Here is a 21,402-nt window from a genome sequence, read left to right on the forward strand (position 1 = left end):
ATGCTTACTCTTTGCCTTGCTCACCAGTGTTTTCGGCAGGGGCAGGTTCGACCTTGAGTTGCAAGGAGCGATTCATCCGTAACCCCTGTTGAGAGGTTGGCTTGTTGTCAATGACAGGTGGTGTGGTTTTATTTTTAGGCTGTATGGTGGCCTTGACGCGGCTGCCAGCCGTCCCGTTCGGGTTGGCTTTGGTGCCGCCAATCACCTCGGCATACTCGGCGTTGGCGTCGTAGCTGATGTAGTCCCCGGTCACGATGTCTTCACCACGTTTAACCCAGGCATTGGTATACAGTTGCACTTTATCCATGCGGGCGTTGTATTCGATACGTTGACCACTGCCTTGCATCCACTCGTCTTTACCGGTACGTTTTTGCTTGAATGTGGTGGGGTTGCCGGTACAGGTGCTATGTTGAAAGCCGTCCTGATCCTCGCGTACGATCATTTTGTCCGCCTTGATTTGCAAAGTGCCCTGATTAAGAATCACGTTGCCCGTGTAGATACTGATTTTTTTAGCATCGTTCACGGTCACGGTATCCGCCTCAAGCTCTATCGGTTGATCTCGGTCGGATTCTTCGGCCAGCACACTCAGCGGCATGGACAATAGCGCCCATACGCTCATGCAGATCGCTAAAAATAAGGGCTTGTGCGTGTTCAACTCATTTCTCCATAATCAACGGTCATTGGCGTTCTGTGTTTGACGCCTGGGCCGGGCTTGCCAAATTGCTGGCGACGGGTGGACGCTCATAATGCACATGTACCCGGTTAAACAATTGCATGGTATCAGCCCGGTTATCAAAACGCATGCCCGTGCCTGTAATCACTGTCGCCGGTTTTTGGCGGATGACCACCGGCTGGTCTGTGTGTGCCACCTCGGTATCCGGCTCCAGCCAAAGCCGCTCGGTTTGCATTTGTGTTTCTGGCTTGGTGGCGGAGGCTTGGCGGATCACCTTGACCTGTTTGCTAAACTCGACCAGTTTACCATTGGCGGAAACACGTCCTTGCTGACCATAAATTTGCGTGTAAGGCTTGTTCAGGCCAAACTGGGTAAAGCGTGGCCGCTGCAATTCTGTATAGTCATTGGCAGGAAAGTGGCGCATTTTTGCGGCCGCCAGCACATATTTGGTATTACCGGACGCATCCGTGCGGGTACTCACAAAGTTGTACAACATGTAGTCCGGCGCTTGGCGATTAAGTATGTTCATTTTGAGTGCTTGCTCTTGCACATTCTGGTTAATCCAGAAGGTCAGCAGCGCCAGCAACAGCATTAACGCAATCGGCAACAAAATGGGGTGTTTAAGCATGCCTGAATTCTAATGCCTGTATAAGCTAAACGACTTTGGCTTTCAATAAGTCATGCATATTGAATGCCCCTACCAACTGCCCTTGGGCATCGACTGCCAAAAAGCCATTTATTTTGTGCTGCTCCATCATGTTAACTGCTTCAACCGCCATCTGATTCGTCTCCAGCAAATACGGCTGTTTGTTCATCACGGTATCAATGGATGCCTGTGGATTGTTCTTGCCCTGCATAAACAAGCGGCGCAAATCGCCATCGGTAAAAATGCCTATTGGGCGTTGCGCGTGGTCCACAATAGCCGTGAAGCCCATGCCCTTGAGTGAAATTTGCGTGATGGCTTCCTGAATGGAGGCGTGTTGATCAATTTGGGGCACGGCCTCGCCGGTGCGCATGACATCCCTGATGCGCACCAGTAGCCGTCTGCCCAAGCTGCCACCGGGATGCGAACGGGCGAAGTCTTCCGCAGTGAACTCACGCAAATCCAGCACGCAGAGTGCTAAAGCATCGCCAAGGGCCAAGGCCGCTGTCGTGCTGGCTGTGGGAGCCAAGCCGAGTGGGCAAGCCTCATGGCTCACGGCAGCACTCAAATGCACTTCCGACTCACGTGACAAGGTGGAGTCTTCGCTGCCCGTGATGCTCAACACCCGAGCACCGATGCGGCGGATCGCCGGTAAAATATTAATAATTTCATCACTCTCGCCAGAATTGGACAGCGCGATCACCACATCTTCTGCCGTAATCATGCCCAAGTCGCCGTGGCTGGCCTCGGCCGGGTGCATGAAAAACGCCGGTGTGCCGGTACTGGCCAAGGTGGCCGCAATTTTGCCGCCGATATGGCCAGATTTGCCCATGCCCGTGACCACCACCCGGCCCTTGCAGGCCAGAAGCATATGCACGGCGGCCTCAAAAGCCGAGCCAATGCGGTCTGCCAGATGCCTGATCTCATCGGCTTCGTGCAACAACACCCCTCGTGCGCGCGACACGATATCGGGTGTTTTAACAAGATGGATGCCGGAATTTGCTGTCATCATGGCGGGTAAGTATAACAAGCGAGTTGCCTGACAATAAAGTAAAACACCCTTTTTTTACGGTTTTTTTATTCTCAGGCACATTTTTTGCATAAAACAAAGTTTTGTGGCACGATGCATCATCCTGAAACAATTGCGTTTCATAATAGACCTTGACCCTTCAGCGCTGGCTGATGGCGATCAAACCCCTGTTTGACCGGCTTGGTATAAATGCGTTAGAGCTTTGCATGTTTGATTCCCTGATACATCTTTTATTACTGCTGACCAGCTCGGTCTTCGCCGTGGGCTTGTTCCGCATCCTCGGCTTGCCTGCCATGCTGGCCTATTTTGTCATCGGCATCGTGCTGGGCCCGCACGCCCTGGGCTTGCTGGAGGATGAAGAGTCCGGTCGCCAGGTGGCCGAGTTTGGTATCGTGTTTTTGATGTTTAGCATCGGTCTCGAGTTTAGTCTGCCTAAGCTGTATGCCATGCGAAAAACGCTGTTCGGGCTAGGGGGCGGACAGGTCGTGCTGACCTTGCTGGCCAGTCTGGTGCTGGGCAAAGTGGCCGGGCTCAGCCTGACTTCTGCTTTTATCATTGGTGCGGCCATCACCATGTCCTCGACCGCGATTGTGTCCAAAATTCTGATGGAGCGTGTAGACCTTAACTCCAGACATGGTCGTCTCAGTATCGGCGTGCTGCTTTTCCAGGATCTGGCCGTGATTCCGATTCTGGTGTTGATCCAGACGCTAGGCTCGCATAGCGACAATTGGCTGGATGTGTTGGGGCTGACGCTGTTCAAGTCGTCTGTACTGCTGTTTTTACTGTTCAAGTTCGGGAAAAACATCCTTAACTTCTGGTTTGAGCTGGTGGCCAAACAGCGCTCACGCGAGTTGTTTGTGCTCAATGTGCTGATGGTGACCCTGCTGATGGCGGCAGCCACCAACTATGTCGGCTTGTCCTTTGCGCTGGGGGCCTTTGTGGCCGGGATGCTGATTTCTGAGACCAAATACCGTTATCAGGTCGAATCAGATATTGCGCCTTTCCGCGATATCTTGCTGGGTCTGTTTTTTATCAGCGTCGGCATGCTGCTCGACGTTTCCGTATTGATCAATCATATTGTATTGATTGTTTTCCTGTTAGCCCTGTTCCTGGTGTTCAAGATTGGCCTGATTGCCTTTTTAACCAAGTTGTATGGCTTTGAGATGGGCGTGGGTGTCCGTACCGGCATTATTCTTGGCCAGGCGGGGGAGTTCAGTTTTGTGGTGCTGGCCCTGGGCTTGCAAACGCATTTGATCGACGGCGACTCCCTACAGCTGGTGCTGTCCGTGGCCGTGCTTTCCATGCTGGTGGCGCCATTCATTATTCAATATAACGGCAGGATTGCGCGCAAACTGGTCAAGAGTTATACGCGAAATAGCTACAAGGTGGTGGAGACTATTCAGGAGCACAGCCTCGATTTGCGCGACCATGTCATCATCTGCGGCTATGGCCGCAGTGGTCAGTATCTGGGCCGCTTTTTGCGCGAAGAAAATATCCCCTATGTGGCCCTGGATATGGATGCCAGCCGCGTTCAGGAAGCCGCCGCCGCCGGTGAAAATGTGATTTACGGCGATGCAGGCCGTCGCTCAGTGCTTGAGGCGGCCGGGCTGGCCAGGGCCAAAGCGGTGATTGTCAGCTATGCAGAAACGCGTGGCACCATGAAGGTTCTGCATGTGATCCAGGAGAAATATCCAACCCTGCCCGTGATTGTGCGCACCCATGATGACAGTGAAATGGATTTGCTGCGAGATGCCGGGGCGGCAGAAGTGGTGCCGGAAATCTTGGAGGGTAGCCTCATGCTGGCCTCGCATGCACTGGTCACGCTGGGGATTCCGCTTAACCGCGTGGTCAAACGTATCCGTCTGTTCCGCGAAGAGCGTTACAAAATGTTCAAAGGTTACTTCCGCGGCGTGAGTGATGCGGATACGACCACCGCCGCTCTGCCACAACTGCATTCGGTAGAGATGTATAAAAACTTTTATGCGCATGGTTTGCGCCTGGACCATATCCCGTTTGAGGATTTTGCGGTCGAGGTCAAACAGCTCAGGCGTACCAATATGCCAGAACCGATTGCACCCAGACCGGATATTATTCTCAACGAAGGCGATATTCTGGTCCTGCTCGGTAGCAATGCCGCCCTGATCGCCATGGAAGTCTATTTGATTTCTGGCCGTAAACCGTAAGACAATAGAGGCCTGAGGCCCTGACTGTTGCAGCTCGGGGCCTCAGGCTTTTTCATTTTAAATACCGGGTCTTATGGCAAACACTTCAGTGGTCGTGGTCGGCGGTGGCATCGTAGGCTGCCTCACTGCCATGCAGTTAAAGAAACAAGGGCACACCGTCACGCTGGTTGAGCGCAATATCGTCGCTGCGCAAACGTCAGGGGAGTCTTCGTGGGCTGGGGCGGGCATCGCTTTTCCGCTGTTGCCATGGTTTTATCAGGAGATTGTCAACGAGCTGGCGCTGGCTGGTGCGCGCGCCTATCCAGCCGTCAGTGCAGAGCTCCTTGCCGAAACCGGTATAGACCCCGAATGCACGCGTAGCGGCATGCTGATCCAGCCGCCGTTTGACCAGCAGGCAGCCCTGGACTGGTGCCAGCGCTATGGACTGCAAGCAGAGTTGCAAGGAGATAACCTGCTAATTCCAGAAGTGGTGCAAATCCGTAACCCGCGCCTGCTACAATCGCTCAAAGCGTGGTTGATCAAGCATGGCGTCACTCTGCGCGAACAAACACAACTCATGCCCTTGCAAGAAGGTGCTTCCAGCATCCACACCTGGCAAACCACAACGGGCGACACCTTGTCGGCCGACCATTTTGTCGTCACCTCCGGCGCCTGGAGTTTTGAGCTACTCAAACAAACCGCGCTGAGTCTGGAGATCAAACCCATGCGCGGGCAAATGCTGTTGTATCAGATGTCCCCTGGCCTGCTACCGCATATTCTTTACCGTGAAGGGTTTTACATGCTGCAACGCCGCGATGGGCACTTGCTAGCCGGCAGTAGTCTGGAAGATGTCGGTTTTGATACCGGGGTGACTGAAAGCATGCGTCAGGAAATGCTGCAAAAAGCCGAGGCGATTCTGCCAGCTTTACGTGGGCAGCCAGTGATCAAACACTGGAGCGGGTTGCGTCCCGGCACGCCGCACAATATCCCGACTATAGGCCGTCATCCAAACATTGAGAATCTGTATTTGAATACAGGGCATTTTCGCTATGGTGTAACGATGGCACCAGCATGTGCGCGACGGATTGCGGCGTTATTATCTTGATGCGAGAAAATTAAAAAACCAATTAGCAAATTTTCCTACAGCAAGTGGTGGACTCGGTTTTGTAATTTAGTCTGGGATATTTCATGTTATCTCAAACAACATCGGCATGTGATCGCTTTGTGCTAGCCATTTGTCTGCACTTCCTACCTCTACAGTGACTATCTTCCACGCGTTACCAAAGAAGCCATAGTCAATATGGTACGACTTTGAGTGGTTGCGATGCAGGTAAAGCGTAGGTCTTGTCTCATCTCCTTGAGCTTCTGCAAAATATGAGTGATAGGCGCTTTCCAGACCGAGTTCAGACAACTCTCTTACAACGTCTGTATGGTTCCACCACCTATCCCATTCATCCCAGCGCTTGTTGCTATTGAGGTCGCCCACAAGCATCGCGAAAGGGTTATTTAAAAAAAACTTATGTTGCTGTAAGAACTTCCAGAGCTGGCCTATATATGCAAAATTTGGAGAGTTTGCCTGCTTAGTCCAAGTAGCAAGTAGAGGTATGTGACCATCCACCATGCAAGGTAGAAAAAGCTCTAATGGTTTAAGGTTAAGTTTGATCTGTTCAAGTGAGATGCCATGTTTTGCGAATACTCCCAAACCTTTATTTTTGGTCTTACCATGCCATAGAAAGTTGGCGGCAAAAGCTTGGTAATGTTTACCCTTGGATTGATGGGGATCTTCACACTCTTGAATAACCAGAATGTCTGCATCGTATTCTGAAACTAGCTGGAACTTCTTACGAAATGCACCGTTACAATTCCAAGTTAAGACTCTCATTGGGTGTATTTTCTAATCTCAGGGTTTATTTGCTTAGTTTGCCACCCAATCCCCACTCTTCCCACCATGTTTTTCCAGTACGCGAACACTTTGTATTGTCATGCCGCGATCAATCGCCTTACACATATCATTGAGGTCACTTTTGGGCGCGTTAAGTAGTTGATTTATATAAAACGGTAAGATCATAAAAACACATCTTGTCCAAAAAGGGTTAAACAAATTGGACAGAAATTGGACACTATCACAAAATCGATAATGTCATAGATGGGAAGGCGTCAACCTGAAACGGGGAAGGGGAATGCTGCGCAGGGTTGAGGGGTATGGACAATAAAAAAGCCCCGCAATTACGGGGCTAGTGGTGTAGTTCGATGAGGGTTAAACTGTTTCTGTAATAGTATCTAGCCAGCTAAGTAGCTCGCTCTCACGTGCAGAAAGCCCCCAAGATAGACCTTGGATAAATTCGCTGGCGTTTACTACTAAATCGTCAATTGAAGCGGCTAGAGGGTCAGCAGACCACAAACGGTTTACCCACCCCAATATCGATTCCTCGGTTTCTGTTTCGCACTTTTTAAACACTTCGCCCATGCCGGACGCATCAACTGATTGCGCCATAACAATCAAGTCATCTACTCGTGTAATATCCAATTCAGCCATGATTAAAACTCCTTTGTAGTTTCGATTTTGGTCAGGCGGTTTGGGTGTTGCTGCACCCTTGCCGCCGCTTTTGTTGAGGTTGTATCAACACTGAAATTATATAACATTTTGATGGTGTTATTTAAAAAATATGTTTTAAATCAATAACTTGTGTTCATGTCGACAAGTTTTCCCGGTGGTAGGTTGACGCTTTCCAATAGGTAAGCGGGCTTTTAATTAGCTGGGTATACCCCTGGGGAGGGGATGGGACCACGAGGGTGACATGGGTGCCGGGGCCTAATGTAGGCCGTTTATCGCGCCCCTATTTTTTGAAGCCTTTTATACTTGTAAACTAAAATACAATTTTTTAACTTCTGGAGAGGGTTAAATGCATTTTTCGAGGGTTGTGCTATTTGTTTTTTTCACGTTGATTAGTTCTATATCAACGGCTCAATCTTTTTCGCTGGATTTCAACTCCTATGCACATGATGGGTCTAGGCTCTTAAGTGTAGGACCTTCGTTAGAAATAGGTGATTATCAAATAACTTCTTGTTTTGGATCATGCGGGGCAGATAATATTGCTACATGGTCTAAATCAGACCCAAACCAAGCTGACTTTGGTAATGCGGCACTATTGCTGAATTACTCGAAAACTATAGAGCTTTTTCGAACAGATGGTGGAGCATTTGATTTGGTATCGTTAGACCTTGCTCCTGATGTAAGAGGAAATGTATTAGAGGCAAAAGTTGTATTTAACTTTTTCAATGCCCCCTCAGAAACTACTTACCTTAACTACGATATTAGTAACTCCTCCAAACAAAGCTTCCTTGAGAAATTCATAATTAATAAAGCGGGTCTACGATCTTTCAGCATAAACGGTAATCTTCAAATAGATAACATCGTTTTAGTTTCAACTAGTGTAGTTCCAGAACCTAGCATGTTGTCTTTAATGCTTTGCGGCTCTTAGGCGATTGGGTTACGAAGAAAATTAAGCTCATTTATTAAAAACTCAAAAACAACTTGGAGCAAATAATGAAACGAATCAATCTAATCTTTCCATTAATCGCACTGGTCTTAACATCTTGCGCAGACGGCCCCAAAGTAAAACCTGTTACTCTGCCATCTGGTTCAAGTGGATATTTTGTAACTTGTGATCTATCTGGTCATGATTGGACTGAGTGCTACGATGCTGCGCATAAGGTATGTAAAGGCCCGTATGAGATTTCAGATAAGTCAGAATCAAGTACCCCAACCCCCTACGGGCCATTAGTTCGCAGAAGTATGTTCGTTAAGTGCAACCAATAAGGGCTGTCACTTACGACCTCTGAATTTCTCTTTAAATAGAGTTTCTGCGACTTGGGTCCTATGGGCGTTCCAGCCCGCCATAAAGCCCTTGGCTTCCGCTTCTGTTTTGAAAGACCCGGCGGACGAGACCCAAGCATATCCACCGTCGATTGATTCCATTTCGACGTGCCAACAGTCATAAGTAAGTGCTTCATCATTCGGATGTACTACTGCTCCGCTGTCAGGTTCGCATGGTGGGGTATAAAAAACTCTTTTAGCTGTTGCGGTAGGTTTCATAAGAATAATTCTCCTATAGTGTTACGTCGACGAATTTGATATCTGATTTACTAAGTTCTGCTATGCCGTCAGGTGACAGCCTCGCTTGTTTATATGCGGTAACGACCTTTTCAATTGATAGTGGCCGCTCAGGCCACACGTTAAAACTAAGCATTAGCCACGCAACGTCATCGCGGAATGCCGGAACGTCTGATAGTTCTGCCGTGTTACCGTGGTTTAGTGTTTTCTCTTGCTCTTTTACGAATGCCTGAATCTGCTGCATGTGTTCATAACTGATAAACCCGTCTTCCATGCGTCTATGCTTCAGCATATAAAGCGCCACGGTTCTTATCGTCGACCACCATCTTATGTCCTTGAATGCGTCAGATACTATTTGTGCTGCTTCCTCTAAAAGAAGTAGAACACCGGCATCGTCAAGGACTTTTCCCTTAAATCTCTCTGCGACTGGATGCAGAAAGCCGTTTGGCGTAGGTTGCTCGGAACAGGGTAAATATTTTGCAATCGTATAAGCTGTTTTCATGTCGTTATCGCAATCAGGGCTAACCTCAAACCCATTAACGCAAAACTCAAAATAATCAGTTCCAACATTCCCTAGCATTGACAGCCACTTTCCGTGCGCACCGTTTTCCGCCTCGATTGCGCCATAGCAATCACTAACTCCTGCTTGATATGGTCGGGTTGATACGCGACCGCCTACTAGTTTTCGCCCTTGCAGCACCTCGAAAAAAACATGTATTGCTTCATGAATCGCCGTCATAACTTGATAGGCTGCTTCCGTTTGCGTTATCCCGATTGCCCGATGGTGTGCCAGGCTGCAAGACAATTGCGAGCGCATTAGCTGATTCCAATCTACCGACGTTTCGATTGTTTGATGTTGTTGCATTCATCTGCCCCTTTGCCAGTAACTAGTGGTACCTGTTCTATGTTCGACCCAGCCTGCATAATGCAAAGCTGCTGCCATTAACTCCCTAGAGACACCAAACACAGCTGCAATCCGTCCAAGTTGTTGGGGTTCCCATCTTTCGGGCAAGGGTTGTAACCGATGCCACATAACAAACCTGTCAGCCAGTAGAATGACTTTTTCGGACACCGCCGGGGCATCGTTTGATGGTGTTATGGTTTTACGTGCGTCTGATTCGGACTTTTCTAAGTGTTTTTTGAAACGGTGTATTAGTGTCATGGTTTTACGTCCTAGTAGTACGTGGGTTGGTGGCCATTTAGCCCCCCCAGTGACCACCTCGGTGGTCATCGAAACTCTAATCCTGGCGCGGGTTGCAGCGATTTTTTGGTTAGTGGCCACCACCTATCGACTAAACCAGCAGTTACCTCTGCGGGGCTGGTACTATTTTTAATACCGACGTTGTGGGTTTTTTCTCTCTGGTCTCTAGAGGTATATGGCCACTGAAAAAACAATCGACCGAGTCTTATATTCTGCGGGTCTTCGATGACCACCACACGGGGCCACTCCCTGGTCCCTTTTGGTCACTAATCGTACCCCCAGTCTATTTCACCACCACAAAACCGTTCAAACTCGGCTTTGCATTCTGAGAGACCAGAGAAACGGTGTCCCCTTTGCTTAGAGTAGGCATTCCCTCGTCTCTCAGGAGACATAGAGGGGGTTAATTGCTTTAATGCCGAAATAAAATCGCGTTGGGTTATTGCAAAAAGTTTGGCACCACTTTTTTTCGCGCTCTCTAGGAAATCAGGATAAAGAATGTCTGTTGCTATCCATTCTTGCCAATCATTAGAAGTACATAGTTGGCGCCCATCGGTCAAACGGTCTAACCACCATTTAGGCACAGCATCGAGAGACGCGAGCTTTTGACGCATCAGTTCAGAGGATTTTGGCCGCTGCCTAACTTCAAAGGAGGATAGGTCATGGTGTTGCAAATCGAAAGCTAAAGCTTCAAGCCCGCCTCCTTTTATTTCCGTATCCAGTGCCTTCCAGTATGCGAAATCGCCTTTCCGGGCCTCTGAAAGTCTAAGAACAAATTTACGGCGGTCATCTTCTTCAACGTGTGCAGCATGGGTGTTATTTGAGGCTGCAATAATTCGGTGGTAACTAGTGATTTGTCGCCCAGGTTGAAATTTCGCATTAATTTGAAGGCGCGATTCGGTTTCCACTGCTTTGAGAATGTTTGCAGCTTTACGGTCCCCCGAGAAAAACGCCTCATCGGCAAAAACCACAAGTGAACTTTCCAAAGCCTCGTTAAAGGTTCCAGTTAAAGCCGCATCGGACTGCAAGTGTAAGAAGTGATGTGCATACAACCCGCCAACGATCTTTGCGGCAAATGTTCCTTTACCGGTCCCTTGCCCACCTAAGAGCAAAATCGATACGCCGGGCTTCTCAGCTGGCTTCTGGATTAGGTGCGCCATCCATCCCCAAAGGTAATTAAAGTACTCCGTCGAACCAGCGCAAACGATGTCTTTTAGGAAGGACGAAATCAATGGGTAATTACCCTGTTTTGGTGTAACCGACAAACCTCGAAAAATATTTAAATAGCCAGGCGTAGTGCCAGAGGGGTTCAACTCCACGCCGTAAAACATCTTGGTTTGGGGTGCTTTCCACCATGACCGAAACTCTTTAGCTGAATCTGCTTGCGGATTTGATGCGGCAATAGCACGCTGAATTAAAAAGCCGCCATCATCACGGGAATAAATGTTTAAGGGTTTAAGAGTGCTCACCTCTTTGGCCTGCTCAAGGTCAACAATTCCAACCTTTGACCCAAGTCTAATTAGCCCAAAGCATGAGAGGCCTTTTAGTTTCTCAGTCGCAGTGTCAGGACGCGCCCAGCCATTATCTTTTGCACGTTTAAATAGTGATCCAATCCCTAAAAACGACTCACCGTTTTTATACTTTGCGCTGGTGCCCAAAAGGTAACTAGCCCACTCGCTGTCGTTATTCTCTCTATTAGCTCCGGCAGGTCTGCTTGCAACATCGTCTAAAATCTCCCTTGCCACGGTTTCGGGCCAATCATTGACGATAACCAATGAGGCTAGAGAATTACCTAACTGGTAGAAACTTTCACGGTCTGGTATACCATCAGGCCATGCAGCTCGTGCCGCAGATAACACCATTTCGCGGTTCTCTTTTGTGTATGGGAGATTGTGAGTTGTTTGTTTTCCCAACACTTCACCAGATGGGAACATTGCCGCGATATGTCGCGGAATTTCCCCCAATTGAGTTTCGTCGCTACTCGTAGAATTAGCCGCATCTGGCTGCACACCCAAGCCGCTAATGATTTGGTCGATTGAGTATCTTGGTAACTCAGGATTAGATTCAACCACTCGCACAAGAAATGGCGCACCTTTTTGATGATAAAAACCGGGTAGTCTCAACACCCGCGGTAAATCCTTTACACGGGGGTCAGTCTCATATTGTGTGGCAATCGCGGTTTGAATTTCAGTAAATCTGCCAAGCGGAAATGCGCCATCTACAAGCCAATAAACATGGTAGTTACCTGGGCTACTCTCAACAATAATATGCGGTTTAAGAACAAGAAGCGGCTCCAATGGTGCGCCATCAGTATCTGCAAACACGGCGCGAATGCGAGTAATGTCATGGCCTTGCTGACCTCCTTCGTTGATTACAACAAAAACACCTGCACCGGCATGGTTTAGTTCGATTAACCGTTTAAACGAGTCGAGTGAGTTTGATATTTTGTGGTTGCCTGCTAGATGTCCTCGACGAGGTTTTTTGTCGTCAATTGTTCTTGTATGAAACTCTTTAGCGTGCGGCGCCAAAGTGGATAAAAATTTGAGGGCTTCACCCGTGTTTACTGGCAGGTGTTCAAAATGTTGTGGAGGTGCTACTGCGGGCGCAGTAGCATGAATTGTGGTATAATCCATTCTGAAATATTCCTTTAGGTCGGCCCAGCCGACCTTTTTATTTTTAGAACTGCTCTGCTTCTAATTCTTCTTGGTCGAAACGCAACGATTCGGCTTCAACCTCTGCTATTACTTCCCGTAATAGATCAAGCAAAGCTTGAAAGTCAGCTTCATGCATGACTAACCTGTGTTTTTTGAATCTGGAAAATATTGAGCGATAATGTCCGACTTACGGTAAAGCACTCGGATGCCCACTCGAAAAGATTGGGGCGTCTTTCCTGCGGCTTCTTCATTGTGAAGCCATCGAACTGTATGGTTTAGTGCTGCTGCGACTTGTTGGCGTGTCACGAACGCTTGTGGGTGGGCATCCCAGAATTGATTTGATAAATCAGCCATCATCGTAAAATCCTCACGAATCCGGTCGATAGAAATGAAAAAACCGACCGGGCCAACAGAAAATGCATTTCTGCATCACCATTCGCTGGGTCGGCTAGGGTCAGGATTTAACCCACCAGTCATAATTCCGTGGGCGCTTACCTGATTCACTTTAGCAAGCTATATGTGATTATAACCACGGAAACTGCCAGAAGTCAAGGTAAATATTGCGTAACTAATTGATTTTAAAGTGTATACTTGTAAAATCCCTAGGTGTGTTATCCAATCTTTCTAGCTAAATCCTCGGCTTTTGGATGGTAATATCTAGCCAACATCTGCACGTTTTTATGCCCGGTTACTGCGGCCAACTCAATGAGATTTGGTAGTTTTTCTGACAGTCTAGTCGTTGCGGTGTGCCTAAGATCATGAAAGTGTAGGTTTACTAGCCCAGCCCGTTTAATCGCCCGTTGAAAGCAGTACTCCATTGCAGGCCACTTAATCGGAAACACTAAGCCCCCAATACTGCGCGGTAATACGGCTAATTCGTTTACTGCTCGTTCTGATAAAGGTACTGTTCGTGACGTACCATTCTTCGTGTCGGGCAAAAATGCTGTCCGCTTGATTAAATCCACATTACGCCATTCAAGACCTAATAGTTCTCCCCGACGCATAGCAGTCTCAAGCGCGACAATAACCAATGGGCGCATGTATATATTTCTGTTTCTTACAGGGCGCATAGCCTCTAATAGTCTTGCTTCTTCTTCCATTTCTAAAACACGGTTTCGCCCAGGGGGCATAGTTGGCTTCCTGATAGCCATCACTGGGTTAACAATGGCATACCGCCACTCTTTTATACAGTAGTTAAAAACAGACGAGAGCGCCGCTAAGTCCCGTATAACCGTGTTTGCCTTGCAGGTCTTTAGTCGTTCGTCACGATATTCGGCCATAACTTTTGGGGTGACATTCGCAAGCATCATCTGCCCCATGCGTAAACGCTGCACGGCTTTTAGTTTTGCAATTTCGGTTAAGTAGCCCTTGTGGGTCGGGCTAACCTCTTTCATATAGAGGTCAAGAATTTCTGAGAAACTGATTTGTTCGGCGGGTGAGCGACTTACGTAAACACCTCTATCCATTTCGGATTCGATACTACGCGCCCACTGTTCCGCGCCTGTTCGTGTTTCAAATGATTTAACTTCGGGAGGAAATCCCTTACGAGTAATTCGAGCTTGCCAACGCTCGCCACGCTTTCTAATAGATGCCATTTTTCGCCTCACTTGGACAAAAATTGGACAAAACGTGTTTTTAGGCTTGTTCTATACTGCTCAACTAATCGCGGGACTAATCAAAACAGGGCGGATTCTTGAATAACCAAAAGGGCGCTAAACCCTTATAAAGGCTTACTCTGCCACCCAATCCCCACTCTTCCCACCATGTTTTTCCAGTACGCGAACACTTTGTATTGTCATGCCGCGATCAATCGCCTTGCACATATCATAAATTGTCAGCAGGCCAACCTGTACAGCAGTCAAGGCTTCCATTTCCACCCCGGTTTGCCCGGTGGTCTCACATTGCACTCGGCAAGTAATACTGTGTTGCGTTTCATTCGCCATAAAACTGACATCTACGCGGCTTAGGCTAAGCGGGTGGCAGAGGGGGATCAGGTCGCTGGTTTTTTTGCTGGCCTGGATGGCGGCAATGCGGGCAATGCCGAGGACGTCGCCTTTTTTGGCGGTGCCTTGCAGGATGGTTTGCAGCGTGGCTGCCTGCATTTGAATCTGGCCTTCAGCGATGGCGATGCGTTTGGTGTGTGCTTTGTCACCGATATCGACCATATGGGCATGGCCTTGGGCGTTAAAGTGGGTGAGTCCGTTGTTGGCAGTTGACATAAGTGGTCTTGAGCTCAGTTTGAGTGAAATCAGTGCGAGTGAAAAAGGATGAACTCGGGCAGTGAAGTCGTTATCATAACAAGTTTGGGTCTTTAGCACAGGGCACATGCGTTTTAAACCACTCCACATGGTATTTCAATCTGGCAATCTGCGTATACATTGTGCGCGGCTGTTGCGCGGGTTGTGTTTGTGCGCACTGTTCATCGTGCCCGAGGCGTCCTTGTTGGCGAATAACGCGACTGGTATTTTTTCTGGCAAGCCTTATGAGCCTGGCGATCTGGATGTCACCCTGCCTGCCGATTCATCTAACCAGCTGCCTGAGTTGGGTGACGCTTCGCAAACCGTATTGTCATTACGTGATGAAGAAAAAATTGCGCACCAGATTTTAAAGCAAGTCGCTACCGATGAAGATGTGTTCGATGATGCCGAGGTGACGGATTACCTGCAGGCATTGGGGACGCGGCTGGGGGCGAGTAGCCCGGACCGCGCTCAAAAGTTTTATTTTTTTGTGGTACAGGACAAGTCGATTAACGCTTTTGCCATGCCGGGCGGCGTCATTGGCGTCCATACCGGTTTATTCATTGCGGCCAACAGTGAGTCTGAGTTGGCCAGTGTGCTGGGGCACGAAATCGGCCATGTCACGCAGCATCACCTGGCGCGTATGCTGGCCTCTCAAAAGTACGATATGTTCAAGAATATCGCTGCAACGGCCCTGGCCTTGCTGGTGGCACGCTCTAACCCGCAAGTGGGCATGGGCGCGATGACTGCGGCCTCTGCTGCCGGGATACAAAAGCAGCTGGATTACACGCGTGAGCACGAGCGCGAAGCAGATCGGGTCGGCTTGACCATTTTGCAGGATGCAGGCTTTGATGTGCGCGCCATGCCGGCCTTTTTTACCACCATGCAGCGGGCGACGCGCTTTTCGGATGGCAATATGCCCAGCTATTTGCGTACCCACCCGCTGACCAGCGAGCGGATTGCCGATATAGGCAACCGTGTACAAAACCTGCCTTATAAGCAGGTGAATGAAAGTCTGCCCTTTTTTATGATGCGGGCAAAAATCCGGGCTTTTCAAGGCGCGCCCCAGCAAATGGTAGAAGAGTTTCAGAACAATATTAACGAGGGCCGCTACCAGAATGAGCTGGCTGAACACTATGGCCTGGCTTACGCTTGGCTGCGTGTCAATCAGCCGCAAAAAGCACAGGCCGAGGTCGACTGGCTGGTTAAGCATGGCCTTTCCAGCCCTTATCTGGTGACTTTGCAAGGCTTGACCCTGGCCAAGTCGGGGCAGGTGGCACAGGCGCAAAACCGTTTTGTTCAGGGCTTGCAGCAATATCCGCAACATCGTGCGCTGGCGCAAGGCGAGGCTGAGTTATTGATCCGCAGCAATCATTGGGCGCCGGCAGTCAGCTTTATCCAGAAACAGCTGGAGGCCTTCCCTGAGGACCCAAAACTGTATGACTGGCTGGCTGCCGCATATCAGGGCCAGGACAAACAGATGTTGCGGCATCAGGCGCTAGGGGAGTCTTATGTGCGCAAATATGACTTGCCGCGGGCGATTGAGCAGTTTGAAATTGCCAGCAAGGCCAAGGATGGCGATTTTTACCTGCAATCCAAAGTCGAGGCCAGATTGAAAGCGCTCAGGGTGCAGCTCAAGCTGGAACAAGGGGATGACAAAAATGGATAGGAGGGCAGGATGGACAGACGTCGCTGGTTAAAAAACAGTGTGCTGCTGGCAGCGCTACCATTATGGGTCATCGCCCGCAAAGTGCAAGCGGCCACCTGGTTTGCTTCTGCCTTTGAGGCCAAGCAAACGGCACAAGTGTTGGCGGCGCTCAAAGCCGCCGCGGTGCCTGTCGCCAGTGATCTCAGTATTGACGCACCGCAAAAAGCTGAAAACGGTGCCGTGGTGCAAATTGAGCTGAGTAGCACGCAGGCGGCGGGCAAACTGCGTAGCTTGCGTTTGCTGGCAGATGCCAATCCTACCCCTTTGATTGCAAGTTTTGAGTTAGGCAAGCAGGTATTGCCGAGGCTGGTGACACGCGTCAAGCTCGCGCAATCGGGGGAGGTGATCGCGTTGGCAGAACAGGGGAATGGCCAGTTTACGCAGCAGCGGCGTCAGGTCATCGTGCTCGAAGATGGTTGCGCCAGCAGCGAACGTGAAGAGCCGTTTGCCAGCAGCATGAAAATGCGGGCGCGCATGCTGGAGAGCAGCCCGTTGGGGAACCATGTCACTGAACTTAAAATCATTATTGTGCATCCCATGCGTACGGGTCGTAGCAAAAATGAAGATGGCCAGTTAATGCCCGCGCACTTTATGCAACTGATGCAAGTGGTGATGAATGGGCAGGTGATTGTAGATGCCCAGACGGGCACCGCGATTTCACGCAATCCCTATTTCACCTTTTATATACAGGATGCCAAGGTCGGCGATGTGATTACGGTAAACTGGCAGGATAACCGTGGCTTTGAAGGGCATGGACAAGTCACGGTGACTATATAGTTTGATAAAAATAATTTATTGATAAAATTAAAATAATCAATTTTACATATTGAATGTGTGTGTCTACAATGCACTCATTCGCTGTTGAAATGCAGCAATTTTTAATGAAGTCTGTTTAATTAACCCACGTTCTAAATCATAAAGGAGAACTACATGTCATTGATTAACACACAAGTACAACCATTCAAGGCGCAAGCTTTTCACAACGGTAAATTTATCGAAGTGACTGACGAGTCTTTGAAAGGCAAATGGTCTGTGTTGATTTTCATGCCAGCAGCGTTCACTTTCAACTGCCCAACCGAAGTTGAAGATGCGGCTGACAATTATGCGGAATTCCAGAAGGCTGGTGCTGAAGTGTACATCGTGACCACCGATACCCACTTCTCCCACAAGGTTTGGCACGAGACTTCACCTGCAGTAGGCAAGGCGAAATTCCCATTGGTTGGCGACCCAACGCACCAATTAACCCGTGCATTTGACGTGCATATTGATGAAGAAGGTTTGGCATTGCGCGGTACCTTCGTGATCAACCCAGACGGCGTGATCAAGACTGTTGAAGTACACAGCAACGAAATTGCCCGTGATGTAAAAGAAACCTTGCGCAAATTGAAGGCTGCGCAATACACCGCTGCTAACCCAGGCCAGGTGTGCCCAGCCAAGTGGAACGAAGGTGCAAAAACCTTGACGCCATCTTTGGACTTGGTAGGCAAGATCTAATCTCGTTGAGATTGGTATGAGCAAAGCCCTGCGCCAGCAGGGCGCTCAGGAAAAGTCACTGAGTGGATGTGTTGTCACTGTGGTTTTTCCTGAGCGAGTTTCCCCCCCAACCATTTTTGAGTGCCATGCGTGATGGCCACGGCGTGTTGTTGCCTGAAGAAATGCACCAGCCGTGATTTTGGAGAATGAATATGTTAGATGACACCTTAAAAACCCAACTGCAGACTTACCTTGGCATGTTGCGCCAACCTATCCGTTTGATTGCTTCGCTGGATAGCAGCGAGCGTGCCGCAGAAATGCGTGAACTGTTGCAAGAAATTGCCGCTTTGTCAGACAAGGTCAGCCTGGACGAGACTGGCGATGATGCACGCAAACCTTCATTTGTGATTGCCAAAGAAGGAGAAACCCATGGTGTGCGCTTTGCGGCGATTCCCCTGGGGCATGAATTCACTTCACTGGTACTGGCCTTGTTGTGGACCGGTGGCCATCCACCAAAGGTGGAGCAGGAAGTGCTAGACCAGATCAAGGCGCTCGACAGCGACTTGAATTTTGAAGTCTATATGAGCTTGTCTTGCCATAACTGCCCGGATGTCGTGCAGGCGACCACACTGATGACTGTGTTCAACCCACGCATCCAGACCACCGTGATTGACGGCGCGCTGTTTCAGGACGAAGTCAACGAGCGCAACATCATGGCGGTACCCGCCACTTTTCTCAATGGCGAGATGTTTGCCTCAGGCCGTATGCTGGTCGAAGAAATTCTGGCCAAGGTGGATACGGGCGTTGTTGCCAGAGAGGCCGAAAAGCTCAACGCTAAAGAAGCGTTTGATGTGCTGGTGGTTGGCGGTGGCCCGGCGGGTGCTTCAGCAGCAATTTATGCAGCCCGTAAAGGCATACGCACCGGCATCGTCGCTGAGCGTTTCGGTGGCCAGGTTAACGATACCCTGGCGATTGAAAACTTTATTTCAGTCAAAGAGACCGAGGGCCCTAAACTGGTCGCGGCGCTTGAAGAACACGTGAAAACCTACGACGTGGATATCATGCCATTGCAACGTGCCGTAGGATTGGCCGAGCCTAGCAAAACCGACAGCAAACATGCTGGCTTGATTGAAGTGAAGCTAGAAAGCGGGGCGATTTTGCGCAGCAAGTCTGTGATTCTGGCCACCGGTGCACGCTGGAGAAATCTGAATGTGCCTGGCGAAGAAGCCTATAAAAACAAAGGCGTGGCCTACTGCCCACACTGCGATGGCCCGTTGTTTAAAGGCAAGCATGTCGCAGTGATTGGTGGTGGTAACTCTGGTGTGGAAGCCGCAATTGACCTTGCTGGTGTGGTTGGTCATGTCACCTTGCTGCAGTTTGATACTGAGCTGAAGGCAGATGCGGTATTGCAACGCAAACTGCGCTCACTTGAAAACGTGACGATTTTAACCAGCGCGCAGACCACCGAAATCACGGGGGATGGGACACGCGTCAATGGCTTGACATACACCGACCGCGTCTCTGGCGAGAGCAAGCATATCGCACTGGAAGGCGTGTTTATCCAGATTGGCCTGGTCCCTAACAGTGACTGGCTGAAAGGCACCCTGGATCTGAGCAAATATGGTGAAATTGAAATTAACCACCACAATGCCACTTCGTTGCCAGGCGTGTTTGCGGCAGGGGATGTCACAACGATTCCCTACAAGCAAATCATCATTGCCATGGGTGAGGGCTCGAATGCGGCACTGGGGGCGTTTGATTACCTGATTCGTCAGTAATTGTGTTGGCAATAAAAAAACCTGCCTCGGCAGGTTTTTTTATGTGGTCTATTTTGAAAAACTGATCAGGAAGTCAGCGACAGCGAAACGGCTTCTGCCACCTTAATCCCATCTACCGCGGCTGACAGAATGCCGCCTGCGTAGCCTGCGCCTTCACCACAGGGAAACAAGCCTTTGGTGTTGATGCTTTGCAAGGTATCGTCGTTGCGTTTGATGCGGATCGGGCTGGAGGTGCGGGTTTCCACGCCAGTGAGGACGCCATCGGCCAGGTCAAACCCGGTAACTTGTTTGGCAAAAGCCGGGATCGCTTCACGCATGGCGCTAATCGCGAATTCAGGCAATGCCGTATCCAGGTTGGTCAAGTGCACACCGGGCGTGTAAGACGGCGTCACTTCACCAAATTGGGTCGAAGGGCGGTTAGCTAAAAAGTCGCCTATCAGTTGGCCGGGGGCTGAGTAATTACTGCCGCCGAGCACGTAGGCCTGGCTTTCAAGCTGGCGCTGGAATTCGACCCCGGCCAGCGGATGGCCGGGATAATCCACTTCCGGCGTGATGCCAACCACAATGCCGGCATTGGCGTTACGCTCGTTGCGGCTATATTGGCTCATGCCATTGGTCACCACGCGGTTGGGTTCTGAGGTGGCGGCAACTACCGTGCCGCCCGGGCACATACAAAAGCTATACACGCTACGGCCATTTTGCGCGTGATGCACCAGCCGGTAATCAGCTGCACCCAGTTTTTTAAGGATATCGTCGCTATAGCTTTTGCCATAGCGTGCGCGATCTATCAGGCTTTGTGGATGTTCAATGCGGAAGCCAATCGAGAACGGCTTGGCTTCAACATAAATGCCTCTCTCATAGACCATCTCAAACGTGTCCCGTGCGCTGTGGCCGACGGCGAGCACCAGGTGGTTAGTTTGAATGAACTCACCACTATGCAAGGTTACGCCTTGTACCTGTTCATTTTCAATCGCAATATCGGTCACCCGACTTTCAAAGCGGATCTCGCCGCCCAGGCTAATAATGGTATTGCGCATTTCTTCAACCATGCCGACCAGCCTGAACGTTCCGATGTGCGGATGGCTGACATAAAGAATTTCTTCTGGCGCCCCGGCCTTGACGAATTCCTGCAAGACCTTGCGGCCGTAATGTTTGGGATCCTTGATCTGGCTGTAGAGCTTGCCATCTGAAAAGGTGCCGGCTCCGCCTTCACCAAACTGTACGTTGGATTCAGGGTTTAATGTGCGTTTGCGCCAGAGTCCCCAGGTGTCTTGGGTCCGTTTGCGCACTTCTTTGCCGCGTTCGAGCACAATCGGATTGAAGCCGGCTTGCGCGAGAATCAGCGCGGCAAAAATCCCGGCTGGACCAAATCCCACCACAACAGGCCGGTGTGTCTTGGTCTGATTAGATTGTGCGACAAAGTGGTAGCTGGTATCCGGTGCCGGTTTGATGTGCGGGTCTTTTTTAAACCGTGCCAGTATTTTGGCTTCGTTTTTGACCTCGACATCTAGGTTGTACACATACAATATGGCATGTGACTTGCGTGCATCCACGCCGCGCTTAAAGATCTCAAAGCGGATCAGTTCGCTTTCGGGGATTTCAAGGCGTCTGAGCAGCGCGGCCTTGATTTGGTCATCCTGGTGTTTGAGCGTATCTGCAAGCTCAATCGGTAGTTTGATTTCTGTGATTCTGAGCATAATGGGATAGTGGTTATCTATCAAAAGGCTATTTT

The 21,402-nt window shown here is 49.6% G+C and carries 19 protein-coding genes and 1 pseudogene; 7 read left to right on the forward strand and 13 right to left on the reverse strand.

The annotated features are described in order from the left end of the window. Positions 1–4: 4 nt before the first annotated feature. The 3 genes from lptA to AACH41_RS01205 are packed head-to-tail and all read right to left on the reverse strand — an operon-like array spanning position 5 to position 2,328. Positions 5–619, reverse strand: coding sequence for a lipopolysaccharide transport periplasmic protein LptA (lptA, locus tag AACH41_RS01195; RefSeq protein WP_275356461.1), 615 nt, complete (start codon positions 617–619; stop codon positions 5–7). Positions 620–677: 58 nt separating this feature from the next. Beyond that, positions 678–1,301 carry an LPS export ABC transporter periplasmic protein LptC gene (gene lptC, locus AACH41_RS01200; protein ID WP_194749711.1) on the reverse strand — a complete coding sequence of 208 codons (624 nt, stop codon included), beginning with the start codon at positions 1,299–1,301 and terminating at the stop codon, positions 678–680. A 25-nt stretch (positions 1,302–1,326) separates the two neighbouring features. After that, positions 1,327–2,328, reverse strand: coding sequence for a KpsF/GutQ family sugar-phosphate isomerase (locus tag AACH41_RS01205; protein WP_194749710.1), 1,002 nt, complete (start codon positions 2,326–2,328; stop codon positions 1,327–1,329). 224 nt (positions 2,329–2,552) lie between these two features. Here AACH41_RS01205 and AACH41_RS01210 point away from each other — a divergent pair, with 224 nt between their 5' ends. Next, on the forward strand, positions 2,553–4,529 hold the full coding sequence (locus AACH41_RS01210) for a cation:proton antiporter (protein ID WP_338656198.1): 1,977 nt from the start codon (positions 2,553–2,555) through the stop codon (positions 4,527–4,529). Between the two features lie 73 nt (positions 4,530–4,602). Further along, positions 4,603–5,613 (forward strand): FAD-dependent oxidoreductase, encoded by a 1,011-nt coding sequence (locus AACH41_RS01215; protein ID WP_338656200.1) that lies wholly within the window; start codon positions 4,603–4,605, stop codon positions 5,611–5,613. An 81-nt stretch (positions 5,614–5,694) separates the two neighbouring features. On the opposite strand, the gene AACH41_RS01220 is transcribed toward AACH41_RS01215, so the two are convergent. The 3 genes and pseudogenes from AACH41_RS01220 to AACH41_RS01230 form a co-directional block, all read right to left on the reverse strand. Continuing rightward, complete coding sequence (locus AACH41_RS01220) at positions 5,695–6,390, reverse strand: endonuclease/exonuclease/phosphatase family protein (protein WP_338656202.1); 696 nt, start codon at positions 6,388–6,390, stop codon at positions 5,695–5,697. A 33-nt stretch (positions 6,391–6,423) separates the two neighbouring features. Continuing rightward, positions 6,424–6,519 (reverse strand): annotated as a pseudogene (moaC, locus tag AACH41_RS01225) (cyclic pyranopterin monophosphate synthase MoaC); the annotation flags it as partial. A 246-nt stretch (positions 6,520–6,765) separates the two neighbouring features. Further along, positions 6,766–7,044 (reverse strand): hypothetical protein, encoded by a 279-nt coding sequence (locus tag AACH41_RS01230; protein ID WP_338656203.1) that lies wholly within the window; start codon positions 7,042–7,044, stop codon positions 6,766–6,768. Positions 7,045–7,411: 367 nt separating this feature from the next. Here AACH41_RS01230 and AACH41_RS01235 point away from each other — a divergent pair, with 367 nt between their 5' ends. After that, positions 7,412–7,990, forward strand: coding sequence for a hypothetical protein (locus AACH41_RS01235; RefSeq protein WP_338656205.1), 579 nt, complete (start codon positions 7,412–7,414; stop codon positions 7,988–7,990). 344 nt (positions 7,991–8,334) lie between these two features. On the opposite strand, the gene AACH41_RS01240 is transcribed toward AACH41_RS01235, so the two are convergent. The 6 genes from AACH41_RS01240 to moaC (AACH41_RS01265) form a co-directional block, all read right to left on the reverse strand. After that, positions 8,335–8,604 (reverse strand): hypothetical protein, encoded by a 270-nt coding sequence (locus AACH41_RS01240; RefSeq protein ID WP_338656206.1) that lies wholly within the window; start codon positions 8,602–8,604, stop codon positions 8,335–8,337. 13 nt (positions 8,605–8,617) lie between these two features. Further along, a complete protein-coding gene (locus AACH41_RS01245) occupies positions 8,618–9,487 on the reverse strand; it encodes a hypothetical protein (RefSeq protein WP_338656208.1) in 870 nt (289 codons plus the stop codon). 602 nt (positions 9,488–10,089) lie between these two features. After that, entirely contained in the window at positions 10,090–12,453 is a 2,364-nt protein-coding gene (locus AACH41_RS01250; RefSeq protein ID WP_338656210.1) for a DUF5906 domain-containing protein, read from the reverse strand. Between the two features lie 159 nt (positions 12,454–12,612). After that, positions 12,613–12,831 (reverse strand): hypothetical protein, encoded by a 219-nt coding sequence (locus AACH41_RS01255; RefSeq protein ID WP_338656211.1) that lies wholly within the window; start codon positions 12,829–12,831, stop codon positions 12,613–12,615. Between the two features lie 254 nt (positions 12,832–13,085). Then, positions 13,086–14,069 carry a site-specific integrase gene (locus AACH41_RS01260; RefSeq protein WP_338656212.1) on the reverse strand — a complete coding sequence of 328 codons (984 nt, stop codon included), beginning with the start codon at positions 14,067–14,069 and terminating at the stop codon, positions 13,086–13,088. Between the two features lie 135 nt (positions 14,070–14,204). Further along, entirely contained in the window at positions 14,205–14,693 is a 489-nt protein-coding gene (gene moaC / locus AACH41_RS01265) for a cyclic pyranopterin monophosphate synthase MoaC (RefSeq protein WP_338656214.1), read from the reverse strand. Between the two features lie 106 nt (positions 14,694–14,799). On the opposite strand from moaC (AACH41_RS01265), the gene AACH41_RS01270 reads away from it, so the two are divergent. From AACH41_RS01270 to ahpF, 4 genes are all read left to right on the forward strand, one after another. Continuing rightward, entirely contained in the window at positions 14,800–16,380 is a 1,581-nt protein-coding gene (locus tag AACH41_RS01270) for a M48 family metalloprotease (RefSeq protein ID WP_338656216.1), read from the forward strand. A gap of 9 nt (positions 16,381–16,389) precedes the next feature. Then, complete coding sequence (soxZ, locus tag AACH41_RS01275; protein WP_338656218.1) at positions 16,390–17,196, forward strand: thiosulfate oxidation carrier complex protein SoxZ; 807 nt, start codon at positions 16,390–16,392, stop codon at positions 17,194–17,196. 153 nt (positions 17,197–17,349) lie between these two features. Continuing rightward, entirely contained in the window at positions 17,350–17,913 is a 564-nt protein-coding gene (ahpC, locus tag AACH41_RS01280; protein WP_018987528.1) for an alkyl hydroperoxide reductase subunit C, read from the forward strand. A gap of 191 nt (positions 17,914–18,104) precedes the next feature. Further along, positions 18,105–19,670: an alkyl hydroperoxide reductase subunit F gene (gene ahpF, locus AACH41_RS01285; protein ID WP_338656221.1), complete on the forward strand. Its 1,566-nt coding sequence runs from the start codon at positions 18,105–18,107 to the stop codon at positions 19,668–19,670. A 65-nt stretch (positions 19,671–19,735) separates the two neighbouring features. Here the strand turns inward: ahpF and AACH41_RS01290 are convergent, their stop codons facing one another. Then, complete coding sequence (locus tag AACH41_RS01290; protein ID WP_338656222.1) at positions 19,736–21,367, reverse strand: NAD(P)/FAD-dependent oxidoreductase; 1,632 nt, start codon at positions 21,365–21,367, stop codon at positions 19,736–19,738. Positions 21,368–21,402: the final 35 nt, after the last annotated feature.

It is taken from the genome of Methylophilus sp. DW102 (assembly GCF_037076555.1).
Classification (GTDB): Bacteria; Pseudomonadota; Gammaproteobacteria; order Burkholderiales; family Methylophilaceae; genus Methylophilus; species Methylophilus glucosoxydans.